This window comes from Vibrio sp. 1CM7H (assembly GCF_023161645.1).
Lineage (GTDB): Bacteria > Pseudomonadota > Gammaproteobacteria > Enterobacterales > Vibrionaceae > Vibrio > Vibrio diabolicus.
The window spans coordinates 153,786-172,188 of sequence record NZ_JALNTV010000001.1 but is presented as its reverse complement, the minus strand read 5'-3'; the positions used below and the strand labels follow the sequence as shown (position 1 = coordinate 172,188).

The following is an 18,403-nucleotide window of genomic DNA, read 5'->3' as shown; positions in this document are numbered from 1 at the left end:
CTCTATTTCAAGTTTTTAAGTTTTAGTAATACCCCTGATTTTTTAATTATATAACCCTACAATTTACAAGGCTTTAAAAATGAAATTCAAACCTTCCCTACTCGCTTGCGCAGTTTTAAGTGGTCTAGTCGGTCTGACTGGCTGTAACGACGACACAACCAACATTTATGAAGGCGGTGACACCAACCCTGCACTGCCGGATATTCCTGACGGCGGCAAGCCAGTATGTCCTCCAGTTGGCGATGGCGACTGTGATGACAAGCCAAACCCAGAAACACCTGAAATCGACATGGGTGTTCACATCCCGGTAGATTTCGCCGATATGGACGTAACACGCTACGTCAACCCATTCATCGGCACAGGTAACCTAGGCAACACCTACCCTGGTGCAACCACACCACACGGCATGGTGCAGCTTTCTCCAAACAACGGTTCTAACGGCTGGGAATACATTTCAGGCTACTACTACCACGACGCACGTACTTCCGGTTTCTCTCATACCCACCTTTCCGGAGCAGGTGCTGGCGACTTGAACGACATTCTCGTCATGCCAATCAACTCGCGTTCGGATTACATGATTGATGAAGGTTCGGCAACGCTAAACCTAGAAGCGTCTCGCTTCCAACATCGTGACGAGCAAGCTACGGCAGGCTACTACAAAGTCGAGCTATTGGATTACGACATCAAAGCCGAGTTGACGGCGTCTGATCGCGTTGGTGTACACCGCTACACCTTCCCTCGTGATGAGAAATCAGAAATCATCGTGAACACCGGCTTCAAAATTAACTGGGACTACACCTCAGATTCTTACTTGAAATGGGACAAAGACAATAACCGCCTTGAAGGTCACCGTTTCTCAGATGGTTGGGCACCAAGCCAAAAAGAATTCTTCGTGATGGAATTCGACCAACCAATCAAAAACGTTCGTTTTGCTTACTACGATAAAGAGCAAGGTCGTTACATGGACGTGCCAGAAGGCATTACAGAAATCGGTAACGAAACACGTGGCAAGTATCAATACGCACGCGCTTACGTAGAGTTCGACACATCCAAAGACGGCTTAACGGTTGAAGCGAAATTAGCGCTATCAAACGTTGAGATCGGCGAGAACGGCAAGTCTGGTGCTTCTCTTAACATGACTGAAGTTGCGGGCATGAACTTCGACCAAGTACGCGAAGCGGCAACGAAGAAATGGGAAGACGAACTCGGCAAGATCCAAGTCTCTGGCGACGAAGATTACAAACAAACCTTCTACACCGCGATGTACCACTCGTACCTAGGTCAAACCATTCACTCTGACTTAGATGGTCGCTACCGCCAAGTTCACCAAGGTCGTAACGCTTACCCAGATGGCAACACACCTCGGGGCGATAAGATTGATACGCTGAAAGAGTCAATCCGCACTGCCGATGCCAACAAAGATGGCAAAGCAGACTTCACGCGCTACGACACTTTCTCGTTGTGGGATACCTACCGCGCAGTTCAACCACTATCTTCGATTCTTGAGCCTGACCGCCTAGCCGACGTGGTTCTGTCTATGCTGTCTTACGCCGAAGAAGAATGGGTGGATGACAAAGGCAACGTGCGCAAAGGTCGCCTGCCTGAGTGGACATTCAAAGGCAACGAAACCGGCATGATGATGGGCATGCACTCAACGCCTGTGATTCATGATGTGTTGTCGAAAGGCTCACTAGAAAAACGCATGATTGATCTTGGCTTCACAGAAGCTGAACGCAAAGACGTCAAAGAGCGCTTAGTTGAAGCAATGATCACTGACGCGCGCGCCGCAACGAGCCAAGGCGTGGCATGGATCAAAGAGTACGAAGAACAAGGTTACGTGCCAGCGCAATTGCACGATACTCCACCAGATTCTTACGGCAGTCACTCACCATTTAAAGACTCTTGGACAGCATCTTACTCGCTTGAATACTCAATGAACGACTGGGCAATCGCGCAATCGATCAAAGAAGTATTTGGTGAAGAAGATCCACGCTACACCGAGTTCGCTAACCGTTCTAAAAACTGGCAAGCGCAGTTCGACTTCGGCGGTAAGCAATACCAAGGTTGGTTCAAAGCCCGTGACTACGATGGCGAGTTTATCGATGCAGGTTGGGTAGACCCAATCACCGGTCGCGCAGTAGGTAAAGACTGGCGTCCCGACATGTTCAACTGGGCATTCTCTGAGTCTAACGGCTGGCAATACTCGTTCAGTATTCAGCACGACATTCATGGCTTGATTGACCTGATGACACGATTCGACAAGACACAAAACCCTGAAGCAGAACGCGGTGACTTGTTCGCAGCTCGCTTGGATGAGTACTGGTCAACCTACCCAGATCGCAACGCAGGCGACAACCAATTCCCAGTGTTCAACACAGGTAACGTTGGTCAGCACGTTCAAGGTAACGAACCAGATATCCACGTTCCTTACTTGTACAACTACGTCGGTCAACCTTGGAAAGGTCAGGCAGCCATCGCCGCAGCAACCAACATTTGCTACAAGAACACCGCTGACGGCATTTGTGGTAACGACGACTTCGGTACGCTCTCTGCGTGGTTCGTGTTCCGTGCACTTGGCTTCTATCCAGTGAACGCTTCTTCTGGCATCTACGAAATCGGTACTCCGCTGTTTGAAAGCGCGTCTATCGATGTCGGCAACAACCAGAAGTTCACGGTGACCGCGAAGAACGTTAGCCGCGAAAACATCTTCATTCAATCGGCTCGCTACAACGGCAAAGACTTCAACCGTACTTACCTGACTCATGACGAAATCATGTACGGCGGTGAGTTGGAGTTCGTGATGGGCGACAAACCAAATCAACGTTGGGGCTCTCTAGAGCAAGATCTTCCACCAGCACAAGGCATCGGTGAGTTCTTGCATGAAGACGAGATGCCAGCAGGTTCTCGTTAATCCCAATAGTGACAACTCAGCCGGGGGAGCGCATCTCCCGGCTATCCCTACAATCAAATTTTATAAGCAGTCCTTTATAAACAGTCTCTTATAAACACTTTTATATACGAATAACGACAAAACGGTATGCACATGTTTAAACGTAATCTTATCTCTTTGGCTATCCTGGTTGGTCTGACGGGTGGCTTGGCTGGCTGTAACAGCGACAACGATTCTTCCTCTTCACTGCCGGGCGATCCAATTGTTGATCTTGCGGTATTGAAATACGTCGATCCTATGATCGGCACAGCAGCTTCTGGTCATACATTCCCGGGCGCGACGGTACCGGTAGGTATGGTTCAACTGTCTCCAGATACTTTCATCGGTTCTAACACAGACCATGAATCAGGACTTAACCCTTGGCACTCGGCATCTGGCTACTGGGATTCATCCAACTACGAAACTGGCGAAGTAGTTAACACTGACGTTCCGCTGTACGGCTTCTCCCATACTCACCTTTCAGGTACAGGCGCAACGGACTTAGGCGACATCTTGGTTCTGCCATACGCAGAAATGGCGAACACACAACTTAACTCTTTCGACAAAGCCAATGAAGAAGCAAGCGCAGGCTACTACAAAACCAAACTAAACCAAGGTCAAATCGAAGTGGAACTGAGCGCAACTAAACGCGTTGGTTTGCACAAATACACCTTTGAAGATGGCGCGGACCGTAACGTGAAGTTCGATTTGGGTCATACCCTAATGAACAACAACGGCAAGTCTTTGAAGAACAAAGTAGAAGTGGTGGACGAATACACCATTCGCGGTCGTAAAACCTCAACTGGCTGGTTCCAAGGGCAAGATCACCAAGGTCAAGACATCTTCTTCTACGCGAAATTCAACCAACCAATCGCGAAAGCACTGTTGGGCGAACAAGATCTAGAGCCAACGCGCGAAATGCGTAATGGTGCGGTTTACTCAGGCGATGATCTGACCGCTTACCTAAACTTCGGCACAGGCGAAGAGCCAATTGAAATCCGCGTCGGTATCTCTCCAGTTAACTGGCAAGGCGCACAGAAAAACTTAGAAGCGGAAGCACCAAGTTTCGACCTAGCAAAAGTAAAAGAAGACGCAGAATACGCGTGGGCTGAGAAGCTAGCGAAAATCAAAGTTGAAGGTGGCACAGACGCAGAGAAAACCAACTTCTACACTGGCATGTACCACATGATGATCGCACCAATCGAGTTCTACGATGTGGATGGTCAATACGTGGATATGCTTGGCACAGTGCGCACACTGAAAGATGGCGACACACCAAACTACTCGATTTACTCAACGTGGGATACGTTCCGCGCGGTTCACCCAATGTGGACCATCATCGACCCAGACCAAGCAACGCTATACGTAAAAGACTTGATTCGTAAATCCAACGACGAGTTTGGTCTATTACCGAAATGGGAAGGTCACGGCTCAGAAACCGGCACCATGATCGGCTACCCATCGGCAGCAATTCTAGGCGATGCGGTAACCAAAGGCTTGATTGATGCAGAGCAGGCTTACACCGCTTCAGTGAAATCAGCTCGCTACACCCCGCATGAATACCCACAGATTCATGACGACATCCTAAGCTCACTTATGGCAGGTCAGTTGAACTACCACGAGAAAGAACAGTGCGTTCGTTACCCGAACTGGAACTCAGTATCGTACTCGTTGGAATTCTCATTCTACGATTGGACGATCGCAGAAATGGCAAAAGCCGCTGGCGATATGGACGCGTATGAAGAGTTCAAAGCTCGTTCTTACAACTCTTTGAAACACTGGGATGCGAAAGCAGGTAACGCAGACGGCACGGGCTTCTTCGTACCGACAGAACTGAAAGAAGGCGACCCATGTGCGCTGAAATACGCTTCAACTGACTTCGACCCTTACAAGTCTGACGCGTTCTACTACACAGAAGGCAACGCGTGGCAGTGGCAATGGGCGTTCATGCAAGACTTGGACAAGCTGACTGAAATCATGGGCGGCACGCAAGGTCTGAACGACAAGCTGAACAACCTATTTACTGCCGATCCAAATGGCGGCGAAGCACACCAAGACATGACAGGCTACATCGGTCAGTACATTCACGGTAATGAGCCTTCGCACCACGTCATCTACTTGTACAACCGTACTGAAGAGTCTTACAAGGCGCAGGAATACCTAGACCAAGTTTACGACCAGTTCTACAAACCGACGCCAGACGGCATCATCGGTAACGAAGACGTAGGTCAAATGTCGGCGTGGTACTTGATGTCAGCACTGGGCTTCTACCAAATCTCGCCAACCGATCCAACCTACAGCATCGGTCGTCCAATCTTCGACAAAGCGACGGTAGACATTGGTTCTGGCACCTTCACGGTAACGGCTGAGAACAACGGTCCAGACAACATGTACATCAAAGAAGTGACCATCAACGGTAAGCCTCTGGATGTGTACAACACCTTCCAGCACAGCGAATTCAAAGCAGGCGGCGAACTGCACTTCGTGATGACAGCAGACAAGTCTGAAGCAATGCAAGCCAACCTAGGCGAATAATGATTTTGAGGGGACCTCGTGTCCCCTTTTCTCGTGGAATAAAAACAATGAAACTAAAAAGAACCCTACTCTCTACTGCAGTGTTAACCGCCATGCTTGGTCTTGCTGGTTGTGGCAGCGACTCTGCTCCAGAAACTCCAGTTATCTCTACCCCTACTTTGGAATTCGTTGATACCTTGATCGGCACTAAAGGTCTTGGCAACGTTAACCCTTCTCCAGTTATGCCAGAAGGTATGATTCAACCTTCACCAGATAACTTCGATCCAAACGGTTGGAATGGTAAAGGCTCGCCTGTTGAATACGATCCTGTGCACAGCCTGCTTTCTGGCTTCTCAATGACCCACATTTCCGGCGCAGGTAAAGGTGATTTAAACGACTTCGCCTTCTTGCCGTACACAGGCTTTAATACCGACGCCGTGACCATGGATAAAAGCTCGGAAGTGGCAGAAGTTGGTTACTACTCGGTTGACCTGGTAGAAACTGGCGTAAAAGCCGAGCTTTCAGCAACCGACCGCGTGGCGTTCCAACGTTACACTTTCAAACCGGGCGAAGACCGCAAAGTTCGTATCGACCTGCAACACGAACTGTTGGAGCAATACGGCAACCACTCTCGCAGCATCTACTACAAACGCGTAAACGACACCACAGTCGTAGGCGCGCGTACGTCAAACGAATGGGGTCAATGGCAAACCGTGTTCTTCGCGGCAGAATTCTCTGATCCAATCATTGAAGAGAACCTGTACACCAAGCTGGCTTCTGAAAGCAAACTCACCCCAACTGACGCTACCGAAGTCGGCTTAGAAGATTACCGTGGCTACGCAGAACACAAACCAATGCCGGGCGAACCAGAACCTGATCCAGAACGTTTGGCAAAACGCGCAAACGATGTCATGACGCATTTGAACTTTGGCAAGAGCGATGAGCCATTGGTGGTCAAGGTAGCGATTTCTGGCACTGGCGTTGACGGCGCACTGAAAAACCTAGAAGCAGACACTAACGGCTGGGACTTCGACAACGTCGTACAACAAAACCGCGTGGCTTGGGAAAACATCCTTGGCGAGTTTGAACTGGAAGGCGGCAACAAAGCCGACAAGACCATGTTCTACACCTCGCTCTACCGTACGTTTGTTGCTCCATTCCTATACCAAGACGTGGATGGCAAATACCGTGGCATGGATGGCAAAGTGCACCAAGCAGAAGATGGCTTAGTGAACTACTCAGTGTACTCAATGTGGGATACCTTCCGCGCGGCACACCCACTGAAAACTATCATCGATAAAGATCGCGCGATTGAACACGCACGCGATCTATTGAACAAATACCAAACGGGTGGCGTGCTGCCAAAATGGGAACTGCACTCGGATTACACTGGTGAAATGGTCGGTCATCCTGCAGTCTCAGTTATCGCCGATATCATGGTCAAACACCCAGAAGCCTTTACCGCTGCTGAGTTTGATTTGGCATTAAAAGCCGCTGACGAAACGGTCAACTTCAACCTTGGTAAAACTGAAAGCTGGGTGCCTTACCAAGATGCTTGGAACGGTGACAAACGCTTCACGGTCATGACACGTCATAACGACTACCAAGAAGACGTCGGCTTTATTCCAGCCAATACCAAATGGGCACCGGATTCTGGCGACAAACCGGGTTACGTGGAAGGCTTGAAAGTCGACAAATACGACGAGCTCGTGAACGAATCGGTCTCTTACGGTCTTGAGAACGCTTACTACGACTGGTGTATCGCTCAGATCGCTAAACTTGCGGGCAACGACCAGCAGTACGACCGCTACATGGCACGCTCTGAATCGTTCAAGAACTACTTCGATTACAACCCAGAGCAATACGGCAAACTGCAAGACACCAAAGGCAACGCATTGGGTGCGACAGGCTTTATGCGTCCGGCTTACATGAACAGCGGCAGCAAGGTTTGGGCAAACAACCTGAAAGCAGAATGTTTGGACGAGAACATGGCGCTGTCTATCCCAGAAGGTATGGACTACAACGCCTGTAAAGACCGCAAAGCACTCAACGAAAGTGACGTGTTCTGGCCTTACCGCGCCGAGCACCGTGGTGAAGACTTCACCGAAGGCAACACGTGGCAATGGACATGGTTTGCACCACACAACTTGAACGGTCTAGCCAACGTGATGGGTGGCGAGCACATCGACCGTACTGACTTCTCTCTTCCAGAAGATGTAACCGAACAAGGCAAAGCGGCATTCCTCGCTAACTTGAATGCGCTGTTTAATGCGGACTCCAACGCCGATACGAGCCAATCACACGACATGTCGGGCTACATTGGTCAGTTCGTGATGGGTAACGAGCCTGATCACCACGTGCCTTACCTATACAACTGGACGGCGGAACCTTGGAAGACACAAGAAATCGTCGACCAAGCGATGAACGAGTTCTACCACCCAACGCATGAAGGTCTGATCGGTAACGAAGACGTCGGTCAGATGTCGGCGTGGTATGTGATGTCTGCATTGGGCTTCTACCAAGTCACACCGGGCGAAGCAAGTTACACCATCGGTCGTCCTCTGTTCGACAAAGCCGTGATTCCAGTCGCAGACGGTAAATTCACCATCACCTCAGAAAACAACAGCCAAGAGAGCATCTACGTTAAGTCGGTGACCATCAACGGCAAACAATTGAGTGACAACTTCAGCTTCGCGCACAGCGATTTGAAAGACGGTGGTGAGCTGCATTTCGTCATGACTTCAGACAAATCTGAAGCGATGAAAGCGCAGTAGTCGACACCTATCCAAATAACGAAAGGGGGCATCTAGCCCCCTAAAAAACTTCACTTCAGTGGAACCATAAAAATGAAACTAAAAAGAACCCTTATCTCTACCGCTATACTTGCTGCCATGTTTGGTCTTGCTGGTTGTAACAGTGACGACGACAACAGCAACTCTGGTACTCCTTCCCTCGACACTACGCTAACCCAATACGTCAACCCATTGATTGGTACAGGCGCAGATGGTCACACCTTCCCAGGGGCGGTTGTGCCTTACGGTTTAGTGCAACTTTCTCCTGATACCGAAATGGAAGGCTGGGGCTCTGCCGCAGGTTACTTCGACCACGGCAAACTGACTGAAATCCCAGTGTATGGCTTCTCCCACACTCACCTTTCTGGCACAGGCATTACCGACCTTGGTGACATCTTAGTTCTGCCTTTTACCAAGAAAGAAAACGCCGTTTTCAATACCTTCGATAAAGACAACGAAACTGCAGAAGCGGGCTACTACGCGGTTGAACTGAACAAAGGCGAAATCAAAGCCGAGCTAACCACCACCCAACGTGTTGGCTTCCACCGCTACACCTTCAAAGAAGGCACTACGCCACACATCAAGTTCGATTTAGACCACACTCTCAACAAAGGTCATTTCAACAACCGCACCATGAAGGGCGATTTGGAGTTTATCGACGCTTACACCATTCGCGGTTTACGTAGCTCGAATGGCTGGGCGAACAACCAACACGTGTACTTCTACGCCACCTTCAACCAACCTATCGTCAAAGCCATTGCTTTGGTTGACGGCACAGAAACGGAAATCGATGTAAACAACGACAACATCGACGCAGTGAAAACCATCGCTTACCTAGAATTCGCACCATCATCAACACCGTTAGAAATCCAAGTAGGCTTGTCACCAACAGGCACAGAAGGTGCGGAGAAGAACCTAGAAGCAGAAGCGAAAGGTGTGTCATTTGATACTGCGCGCGCTCAAGCCAACGACGCATGGCACCAAGAACTTAGCCGCATGATGGTATCTGGTGGCACGGAAGATCAGAAAGAGATCTTCTACACCGCGCTTTACCACGCTTCTATCGCGCCAATGATTTTCCAAGATGTCGACGGTCAATACCCTGCGATGCGTACTCGCATTCAAAAAGACGCGGGCGACACACCAAACTACTCTGTGTACTCCATGTGGGATACCTTCCGCGCTGCGCATCCACTGAAAACCATCATCGACCCAGAACGTGCCGAAGAGTTTGCCAACGACCTGATTCGTAAATACGAAGACGGTGGCATCTTGCCGAAATGGGAACTGCACAGCCATTACACGGGCACTATGATCGGCTTCCCTGCGGTTTCTATCATTGCTGACGCGATGGCGAAAGGCTTAGACATCGACCCACAACTTGCCAAAGAAGCGGCTGAGTTTACGGTGCGTTACCACGAGGCGTCTGAATTCCCTGATTGGACGGAAGACAACAACATCGGCGCAGCAAACGTTGTGCAAGTGAAAGTGTACGAAGAAAACGGCTTTGTTCATCACGGTTACTGGAACAGTGCGTCTTACACGCTTGAGTTTGCATATGGTGACTGGGCAATGGCCGAAATCGCACGCATGGCTGGCGATGTAAAACTGCAAGAAGAGTTTATGGCTCGTGCCGACAACTGGCTTAACCATTGGGATGCAGAGACGGGCTTTTTACGCCCGAAAAACCACCCGCTGAGCTCATCACCAAACAAACCGCCTTTGGAGTTCAACCAACCGATTGATGAAGAGCGTTTGGATGAGTGTGAAATGGTTGAATGGCCTGAAGGCTCAGGTGTGATGAAAGAGAAATGCCCACTGCTACCATTCGACCCTTACTACGTGGACGAGTTTGCCTACACCGAAGGGAACGCGTGGCAATGGAAGTTCCAACCAATGCACGATTTCAATCGCCTGAAACAAGAAATCTACCAAGCAGACTTGGCGCAAGGCAAAGACACCACGCCAGAGAAAGCCTTCCGTGAAGACTTGGACGAGCTATTCAATGCGCGTTCTTCAAACACAGGCGAAGAGCTACCAGACCTAACGGGTTACATCGGTCAGTACATGCACGGTAACGAGCCATCGCACCACATTCCTTACCTATATGCGCTAACGGATGAGCCATGGAAAGCGCAAGAGTACCTAGACCGCATCATGTCAGAGATGTACACCAGCGAGCCAACTGGCTTGATTGGCAACGAAGACGTGGGTCAGATGAGCTCTTGGTACTTGATGTCGGCAATGGGCTTCTACCAAGTGACGCCTGCGGATCCGGTCTACACCATCGGTCGTCCTATGTTTGATGAAATCACCATTCCAGTGGAAGGCGGCGAGTTCACAGTCATCGCAGACAACAACAGCCCACACAACAAGTACGTGAAGTCCGTAACCATCAACGGCAAACCGCTAGATGCCAACTTCACCTTCAAACACAGCGAAATCAAAGCGGGCGGCGAGCTTCACTTCGTCATGACGGGTGACAAGCAAGAAGCGCTTCAAGCTCAGTAACGTTTTATGTAATTCGTGTTTAAAGAATAAGCAGATAGATTAACTCAGTGGCAGGAAGTGACGCGCTTCCTGCCTAAGGAATCAAGATTATGAACTTTACGAAAACCGCTATCGCCACCGCTGTGATTGCAAGTGTTATTGGTTTGGCTGGCTGCAACGATGACGACGATAACACCTCACCAAGCGTCGATACTTCCAACCTAAAATACGTCGACCCATTCATTGGTACCGGCTTTAACGGACACACATTCCCGGGTCCTGTTGTGCCAGAAGGCATGGTGCAACTTTCTCCAGATACCGAGCTGATCGGCTGGCACTCTTCATCAGGTTACCACTTCGATAAAAAGACTCTATTTGGCTTTTCACACACTCACCTATCCGGCACGGGTATGGGCGGCTTAGGTGACATTCTGTTCCTGCCGTTTACCGAAGACAAAGCTAAGTACATCGAAGACAGCGACGATTACCGCGAAGCGATTTCGGTCAAGATGGACAAAACCTCAGAAGTGGCAGAAGCGGGTTACTACTCGGTGAAAATTGCAGAGAACGGTATCAAAGCTGAGCTTACAGCTTCTGAACGTGTCGGCTTCCATCGTTACACCTATCCGCAAGGTCAACCACAACGTCTGAAGATTGACCTCAACTCCATCCTCAACAGTGACTGGGGTTCAACCTCTTTGCGTAACAAACTAACGGTGAGCGAAGACGGCCATACCATCACGGGCGAGCGCGATGCAGCGCACTTCTCTGGCTGGGCGAAAAACCAAAAAATCTTCTTCTATGCGACTTTCGATAAGAAGATCAAAGACGTCTACATCCTTGCCAATGGTAAGCCTGTTGACGGTCTATCGGCAGAGCACGTTTCTGAGTTGATTTACGATGACCAAGGTAATCCAGTTAAGCGTGTCAAAGCGGACGTCACTGCCTACATCGAATTTGAAGATGAAGGCTCACAAGAGTTGAATGCGCAAGTGGCGTTATCTGCGGTTGACCCACAAGGCGCAGAAAACAACTACGATGCCGAAGCGAATGTCTCTTTCGATACTGCGCGCAACAACGCGCGTGAGAAATGGGCAAAAGCACTCAACTTCTCAATTGAAGGGGGCACGGAAGATCAAAAAGAGATCTTCTACACTGCGCTTTACCACACCAAAATTGCACCTATGGTGCATCAAGACGTAGATGGTCGATTCCGTGGCATGGGTAAAGGCTCAATTCGTGAAGGCGAAGGGGAATACTCCATCGCTTACGGTCAAGCAACAGAAGAGCAACCAAACTTCTCGGTTTACTCTCTATGGGATACCCAACGTGCATTACACCCACTAAAAACCATCACTGAGCCAACCCGCGCGGTGCAATACGCGAAGAACCTAGTTCAGAAGTACACAGAAAGCGGCTTGCTGCCGAAATGGGAGCACTTAGGTGACGAGACAGGCACCATGGTCGGTTACCCAGCGGTAGCAGTGATTGCGGATGCGATGACCAAGTTCCCAGAAGAGTTTACTCAACAAGAGAAAGAGCTGGCGCTGAAAGCCGCGATCGACTCTTCAACTTATGAGAACTACCCAGCACTGCAAGCCGATTGGGATCAAGGCGTCTTGGATCGCACTTTAACCAAGCACATCGATTACATTGAGAAAAACGGCTTCACGCCTGCCATCCAACGTATCGATGGTGAACCAGTCTTTGAAGACTACACGGTTGAGTCTGTTTCTTACGGTCTAGAAAACGCGTTCTACGATTGGGCTATAGCACAAATTGCCAAAGCAGCCGGTGATACTCAAGCGGAAGAGCAATACCTTGAACGCTCAAAAGGCTACAAAAAATACTTCGATTACAACCCAACGGAATACGCAGAACATGGCGTGACGGGCTTTATGCGCCCAGTGATGATTGATGAAACCTTCATGACGCCATTCGACCCATACGGCACAGAACACGAGACAGGCAACTACACCGAAGGTAACGCATGGCAGTGGACTTGGTTTGTGCCGCATGACATCGCAGGCTTGAAGACCATCATGGGTGGCGATGCTGAGTTCCAGAAGAACCTAGAAGCCACCTTCACCGCAGAAAGCCAAGGCACAGAAACACCGGATATGTCTGGTTTGATTGGTCAAGTTGCGTTTGGTAACGAGCCTTCACACCACATTCCTTACCTATTCAACTGGACCGCAGAACCATGGAAGACGCAACAAGTCGTCGACCACATTCTTGATGACATGTACTTTGCAGCGCCAGAAGGCGTCATTGGTAACGAAGACGTAGGTGCGATGTCTGCTTGGTATGTGATGTCTGCACTAGGCTTCTACCAAGTGAACGCGGCAGAGCCTATCTACACTGTGGGTCGTCCGCTATTCGACAAAGCAGTGATTCCGGTGAAAGGCGGCACGTTCACCATCACCACAGAGAACAACGCCGATGACAACATGTACATTAAGTCTGTCACCATCAATGGCAAAGCTTTGGATAACGGCTTCTTCTTCGACCATTCCGAGTTCAAACCGGGTGGCGAGTTGCACTTCGTGATGACGGACGAGCAATCTGAAGCGATGAAAGCGCCTCAATAACCTTCACTTGAAATGTGTTCCTCAGGCCAAATCAGTCTGAGGAACACAAGCTCAAATCAATCCCTTCCACTAATGACAGTGTCATTTCTGCTGCCGAAACTTCCTTGCAACCCGACGAATTTTGTCCGCACCACAACGGCGTAAATTCATCTCGGTTTTGCTTCTCCATAAGCGCTCTTAACTGAGTCATTTCAATGGAAGCATATGGGAATTTCGGCGCAGACTCACAGATGTAGCCTAGCTCCGACATCGCGCGATTCACAATGCCTCGTGCTGGCCTGCCCGAGAAAACATTAGTCACCGCCGTATGCTGCGCGCGCTCACTGGCAATCGCATATCGATGTAAAGGCGAGGTTTTTGCCTCATCACACAACAAATAGGCGCTGCCAACCTGCACGGCACTTGCTCCTAACTTTAGCGCGGCTGCAACACCGCTTTTATCGGCGATTCCTCCTGCTGCAATAACAGGTAAATTCACACGCTTGACGATTTGCGGTAACAACGCCATCAAGCCTAATTGAGTAGATAAATCATCTGATAAAAACATTCCTCGGTGTCCACCAGCCTCCAAGCCTTGAGCAATAATGCCGTCAACGCCTTTTGCTTCCAGCCACAGTGCTTCATCCACAGTGGTCGCTGTCGAAAGGATCTTCCCTCCCCAGCCTCTAATTCGCGCTAACAAGTCATCGGCAGGCAAACCAAAGTGGAAACTGATTACTGGTGGTGCAAATGGTTCAATCGCGTCAGCAATATCATGATTGAAAGGCATCCTTGTCGGTGCGTTTGGCTGAGCCTGTACGGTTGCACCAACTTCAGCAAAATACGGTTGCAGCGTTTTTTGCCACTCTTCGTGCTTGTTAGCGTCGTATTTCGGCATTTCATGGCAAAAGAAGTTGAGGTTGAACGGTCGATTGGTCGCCTGTTGAATAAGTTGAAGTTCTTTAACGATGGCGTCTTTATTCAACATTCCACAAGGTAACGAGCCAAGCCCGCCAACATTACTCACAGCAATGGCCATTTGGCTATCTTGCACGCCAGCCATTGGGGCTTGAATAATCGGTAACTCTGTTCCCAAAAGTGTATTAAATACCTTGTTTATCATGATCTTTCCTTGAAAACTTAACCTTTACCTGTGATGGCTCTGCGCCATAGTTATCCAGACTAGACTTTCACATGATTAACCACTTATAAAGTTAAAGTGATGCATTTGTGCGCTATGCACTTTTGATAGAAATGACAAAGGGAGCACATGGCTCCCTTGATGTAGTGGCGAACAATAATTGAAATGGCTATCGTGCTACATCTGATTCAAGCTCTAATTCTGCAACCGACAGCATGGCAAACTCTTCTTCGGCAGTTGCTGCCACCAATTTGTTGCGGCTGTATAAACCATAATAAACACCACCGATAAGAAACAATCCCATTGTCATAAAAAAGGCTGAGGGATCAAAAGCATAAACACCTGTCATTGCGATCAAAGAAAGCACCAGAGAAATACTCGAAGTGATTACCCCGCCAGGCGTTTTATATGGGCGAGCTAACTCCGGCTGTTTAATTCGCAATAAAATATGGCTCAAGGACATTAATGCGTACGATACCGTCGCACCGACAACTGCCATCGCCAAGATTAAGTCCCCCTCTCCCGTAAGGGAAACCAAGAACCCAAAAACGCCCGGAACCAAAAGCGCACGAGAAGGCACTTTTTTGTCACTGGTTAGTGACAAAGTTTGCGGTAAATAACCCGCGCGGGAAAGCGCAAACACCAAGCGACTGTAACCATAAATGATAGAAAAGAAAGACGCGATAAGGCCTGCCAATCCAAGTAGGTTCACGGCCATTGCTACCGTTGAATTGCCTGTAAGCTTCAGCGCGTCAACTAATGGCACAGCGCTATCGCCTATGACCTTTGAACCAACCGCACCAGCCAAAAGAACGACCACCAGAGTTGCGGTTAGCAATAAAAACAGCATCGCACCAATGATGCCTTTTGGAACATCTTTCGCCGGATTTTTTGCCTCCTCTGCCGCTAAAGGCACACCTTCAACCGCAAGAAATAACCACATCGCAAATGGCAACGCCGCCCATACGCCATACCATCCAAACGGCAAGATTTCTGTTGCCTGAGCCGTCACCGGAGCAATATCGAATAAGTTGTTCACATCAAAGTGACCAATAAGCACAGCAGCAGTGATTAGAATAGCTAGCACAGCCAAACCGCTGATGACCATCATTACTTTGAGAGCTTCGCCAACCCCTGCCATGTGAATAGCGATAAAGACGGCGTAGAAAAGTGCGTAAACAACAGGGCCATCGATACCAACCAATTCATTTACTGCAGAGCCAATAAAAATCACTATCGCAGCAGGCGCGAGCGCATATTCAATCAAAACTGATAAGCCAGTGAAAAAGCCGCCTGTCGGCCCCATCGCCTGTCTTGCGAAGCTGTAACCACCACCCGCAGCAGGAATCGCCGCAGACATTTCAGCTAAAGACAATACTAGCGTGAAATACATTACTGCCATCGCGATAGCAGCAATAAGAAAGCCTCCCCATCCTGCTTGAGCGATGCCAAAGTTCCAACCGGCGAAGTCACCAGATATAACATACGAGACACCTAAGCCAGCAAGTAAAATCCAACCTGCGGTGCCTCTTTTTAGCTGCCTTTTGGCCAAGTACTCCTGATGTTTAGACATAGTAAATCCTTCTACTTTGATGAAATTAAAAAGTTGTCGCTGTGTTTATCTTCAACGCTTGCGCCACCTGGCTCATTGATATCTGAGCGATCTTTCAGGTTCACTCCTGACAGTTGTAATTTTCGAGCCTCCTTGAGCAAGTAAAATGCGCGTTCACAGGCATCGTCATAATTGAGCCCCTGAGGGCGCACATTGGAAATGCAGTTTCTTTGGGAATCTTTAGAGCCTCGTTTAGCCCCCCAAGTGAGATACATACCCATGCTATCCGGAGAAGTTAAACCTGGCCTCTCTCCAATTAAAACCAGCACGGCCTTAGCGTTAAAACATTCACCAACATCATCCCCTACCGCCACTCTTCCTTGCTTTACGATTGTGATAGGCGCGAATTTCCATTGATGTTCATCATCAGCGCTTAAAAGAGAAATCAATCGTGTAACAACAGGCACGGCATGGTTTTGAATTGCGACGGAAGAAAGTCCATCAGCAATAACCATCGCAAGATCAATGTCAGTGTTATGCTCATTTGCTATCGAGTTGAGCGTTTGCCAAGAAGATTCATCGAGCTGCCTTCCTAAGTCGGGCCTTTGCAGGTACATAAGCCGATCACTCACTTGACTGCTCACTACCACTGGAGGCTCTAAGGTATTTTCAAGAATCGAGTAAGAGTCAGATAAACCAGCAACGAGAGACTCAATATTCAAACTGCAATGCACTGCATCCATAGCTTGGGCATGATCCAGCTGAAATGAGAGTAACTCGTTGGTTGGTACACTGTTTCCGCTGCGACCCAGAGCGATCCGAGCAGAGGTGAAGTCGCGTAACTTGCCCCAAGGGTTGTGTGTGACAACTTCAGACTCGTCTTGTGTGGACAGAGAAATGGTGATCACTTTACCCATGAGAATACCCCTTATTCAGTTGATTAATTGCTCCCGAAAACGAGCGAGAGATTTGCTCACTTAACCGAACGTCTTGCACGCTCTCGAAAATCTGCATCTCCATTAACCATTGTTCAAACTCTGGAGCTGGCTTCAGACCGAGTACTTTCCTTGCGTAAAGGGCATCGTGAAATGAGGTAGTTTGATAGTTGAGCATGATGTCATCAGACCCTGGAATACCCATGATGAAAGAGCACTCGGCAACACCTAATAGTGTCAGCAAGTTATCCATGTCATTCTGATCGGCATAGGCATGATTGGTGTAACAGATGTCGCAACCCATAGGTAAACCAAGCAGCTTCCCACAGAAATGATCTTCAAGCCCAGCACGAATGATCTGTTTGCCATCAAACAGGTACTCTGGGCCAATGAACCCAACGACTGTATTAACCAACAAAGGATCGAACTGTTTCGCGACAGCATAAGCACGAGCTTCGCAAGTCTGTTGATCGACCCCATGAAATGCATTCGCAGACAACGCTGTACCTTGTCCGGTTTCAAAATACATCACATTGTTTCCTACGCTACCTCGATTCAAAGACAATGCCGCTTCATGGGCCTCTTTCAAAATCGATAAGTCTATTCCGAATGTATCATTCGTTCCTTGCGTGCCTCCTATCGACTGAAAAACGAGATCGACTGGTGCACCCATTTCAATGGCTTCGATCGTGTTCGTGACATGAGTTAACACACAAGACTGAGTCGGTATTTGATAGTGTTGAATCACCTCATCCATTAAGTTCATTAACTTGATAGCTTGAGGCACATTATCTGTTGCCGGATTGATACCGATAACCGCGTCGCCATTTCCGTACATCAGACCATCAAAAATGGTCGCTGCGATACCATTGAGAGAATCAGTGGGATGATTCGGCTGTAAACGAGTAGACAGGCGACTCGGCAAACCAATCGTATTCCGAAAAGCCGTGACAACTTGGCATTTTTTAGCAACGAGAATCAAATCCTGGTTGCGCATGATCTTACTGACTGCAGCCACCATTTCTGGCGTTAAACCTTGACGAATTTTAGCCAACGTTACACCATCTGCTTCTTCACTCAGCAGCCAATTTCGAAAATCTCCGACCGTCAAGTGCTCAATCGGTTTAAAGGCTTCAAGGTCATGCGTATCGATAATTAGGCGAGTGATATCGTCGCTTTCGTATGGAATAACCGCCTCGTTAAGAAACGTTTTAAGTGGTAACTCAGACAGCGCCATTTGTGCGACTACACGTTCTGCCGCTGAATGAGCACAAACCCCAGCTAACGCATCGCCTGAGCGCTCCGGTGTCGCTTTCGCCATCAAGTCAGCTAATGACTTAAAGGTATAGACTTTACTGCCTTGTTGCCGACGATAAGTTGCCGTCATTGCTCTTCCTCTTCACTATTTGGTTCGCTTTTTGCTGAACTATCAATAAGCTTTAAGAAAGTATTGCCAAATGTGTTCCGTAGCGTTATCAAA

At 48.8% G+C, this 18,403-nt stretch carries 9 protein-coding genes; 5 read left to right on the top strand and 4 right to left on the bottom strand.

What is annotated here, in order from left to right; translation table 11 throughout:
- Window positions 1-79 precede the first annotated feature (79 nt).
- From MSG33_RS00770 to MSG33_RS00750, 5 genes are all read left to right on the top strand, one after another.
- Complete coding sequence (locus MSG33_RS00770; protein WP_248379399.1) at window positions 80-2,911, top strand: GH92 family glycosyl hydrolase; 2,832 nt, start codon at window positions 80-82, stop codon at window positions 2,909-2,911.
- Between the two features lie 132 nt (window positions 2,912-3,043).
- Window positions 3,044-5,464, top strand: coding sequence for a GH92 family glycosyl hydrolase (locus MSG33_RS00765; RefSeq protein WP_248379397.1), 2,421 nt, complete (start codon window positions 3,044-3,046; stop codon window positions 5,462-5,464).
- A gap of 47 nt (window positions 5,465-5,511) precedes the next feature.
- Window positions 5,512-8,217: a GH92 family glycosyl hydrolase gene (locus MSG33_RS00760; RefSeq protein ID WP_248379394.1), complete on the top strand. Its 2,706-nt coding sequence runs from the start codon at window positions 5,512-5,514 to the stop codon at window positions 8,215-8,217.
- 72 nt (window positions 8,218-8,289) lie between these two features.
- Window positions 8,290-10,746, top strand: a complete 2,457-nt coding sequence (locus MSG33_RS00755) for a GH92 family glycosyl hydrolase (RefSeq protein WP_248379392.1) — start codon at window positions 8,290-8,292, stop codon at window positions 10,744-10,746.
- A gap of 89 nt (window positions 10,747-10,835) precedes the next feature.
- Window positions 10,836-13,316 (top strand): GH92 family glycosyl hydrolase, encoded by a 2,481-nt coding sequence (locus MSG33_RS00750; protein WP_248379389.1) that lies wholly within the window; start codon window positions 10,836-10,838, stop codon window positions 13,314-13,316.
- Window positions 13,317-13,347: 31 nt separating this feature from the next.
- On the opposite strand, the gene MSG33_RS00745 is transcribed toward MSG33_RS00750, so the two are convergent.
- From MSG33_RS00745 to MSG33_RS00730, 4 genes are all read right to left on the bottom strand, one after another.
- Window positions 13,348-14,418: a nitronate monooxygenase gene (locus tag MSG33_RS00745; protein WP_248379387.1), complete on the bottom strand. Its 1,071-nt coding sequence runs from the start codon at window positions 14,416-14,418 to the stop codon at window positions 13,348-13,350.
- A 187-nt stretch (window positions 14,419-14,605) separates the two neighbouring features.
- Window positions 14,606-16,009 (bottom strand): ethanolamine permease, encoded by a 1,404-nt coding sequence (gene eat / locus MSG33_RS00740; protein ID WP_248379384.1) that lies wholly within the window; start codon window positions 16,007-16,009, stop codon window positions 14,606-14,608.
- A gap of 11 nt (window positions 16,010-16,020) precedes the next feature.
- A complete protein-coding gene (gene eutC, locus MSG33_RS00735) occupies window positions 16,021-16,905 on the bottom strand; it encodes an ethanolamine ammonia-lyase subunit EutC (protein WP_248379383.1) in 885 nt (294 codons plus the stop codon).
- Window positions 16,898-18,310, bottom strand: a complete 1,413-nt coding sequence (locus MSG33_RS00730; RefSeq protein WP_248379382.1) for an ethanolamine ammonia-lyase subunit EutB — start codon at window positions 18,308-18,310, stop codon at window positions 16,898-16,900. Before MSG33_RS00730 ends, eutC begins: the two co-directional genes overlap by 8 nt.
- Window positions 18,311-18,403: the final 93 nt, after the last annotated feature.

Coding starts and splice junctions, on each gene's coding strand:
- MSG33_RS00770 (WP_248379399.1), top strand. CDS start 80: ATGAAATTCAAACCTTCCCTACTCGCTTGCGCAGTTTTAAGTGGTCTA.
- MSG33_RS00765 (WP_248379397.1), top strand. CDS start 3,044: ATGTTTAAACGTAATCTTATCTCTTTGGCTATCCTGGTTGGTCTGACG.
- MSG33_RS00760 (WP_248379394.1), top strand. CDS start 5,512: ATGAAACTAAAAAGAACCCTACTCTCTACTGCAGTGTTAACCGCCATG.
- MSG33_RS00755 (WP_248379392.1), top strand. CDS start 8,290: ATGAAACTAAAAAGAACCCTTATCTCTACCGCTATACTTGCTGCCATG.
- MSG33_RS00750 (WP_248379389.1), top strand. CDS start 10,836: ATGAACTTTACGAAAACCGCTATCGCCACCGCTGTGATTGCAAGTGTT.
- MSG33_RS00745 (WP_248379387.1), bottom strand. CDS start 14,418: ATGATAAACAAGGTATTTAATACACTTTTGGGAACAGAGTTACCGATT.
- eat (WP_248379384.1), bottom strand. CDS start 16,009: ATGTCTAAACATCAGGAGTACTTGGCCAAAAGGCAGCTAAAAAGAGGC.
- eutC (WP_248379383.1), bottom strand. CDS start 16,905: ATGGGTAAAGTGATCACCATTTCTCTGTCCACACAAGACGAGTCTGAA.
- MSG33_RS00730 (WP_248379382.1), bottom strand. CDS start 18,310: ATGACGGCAACTTATCGTCGGCAACAAGGCAGTAAAGTCTATACCTTT.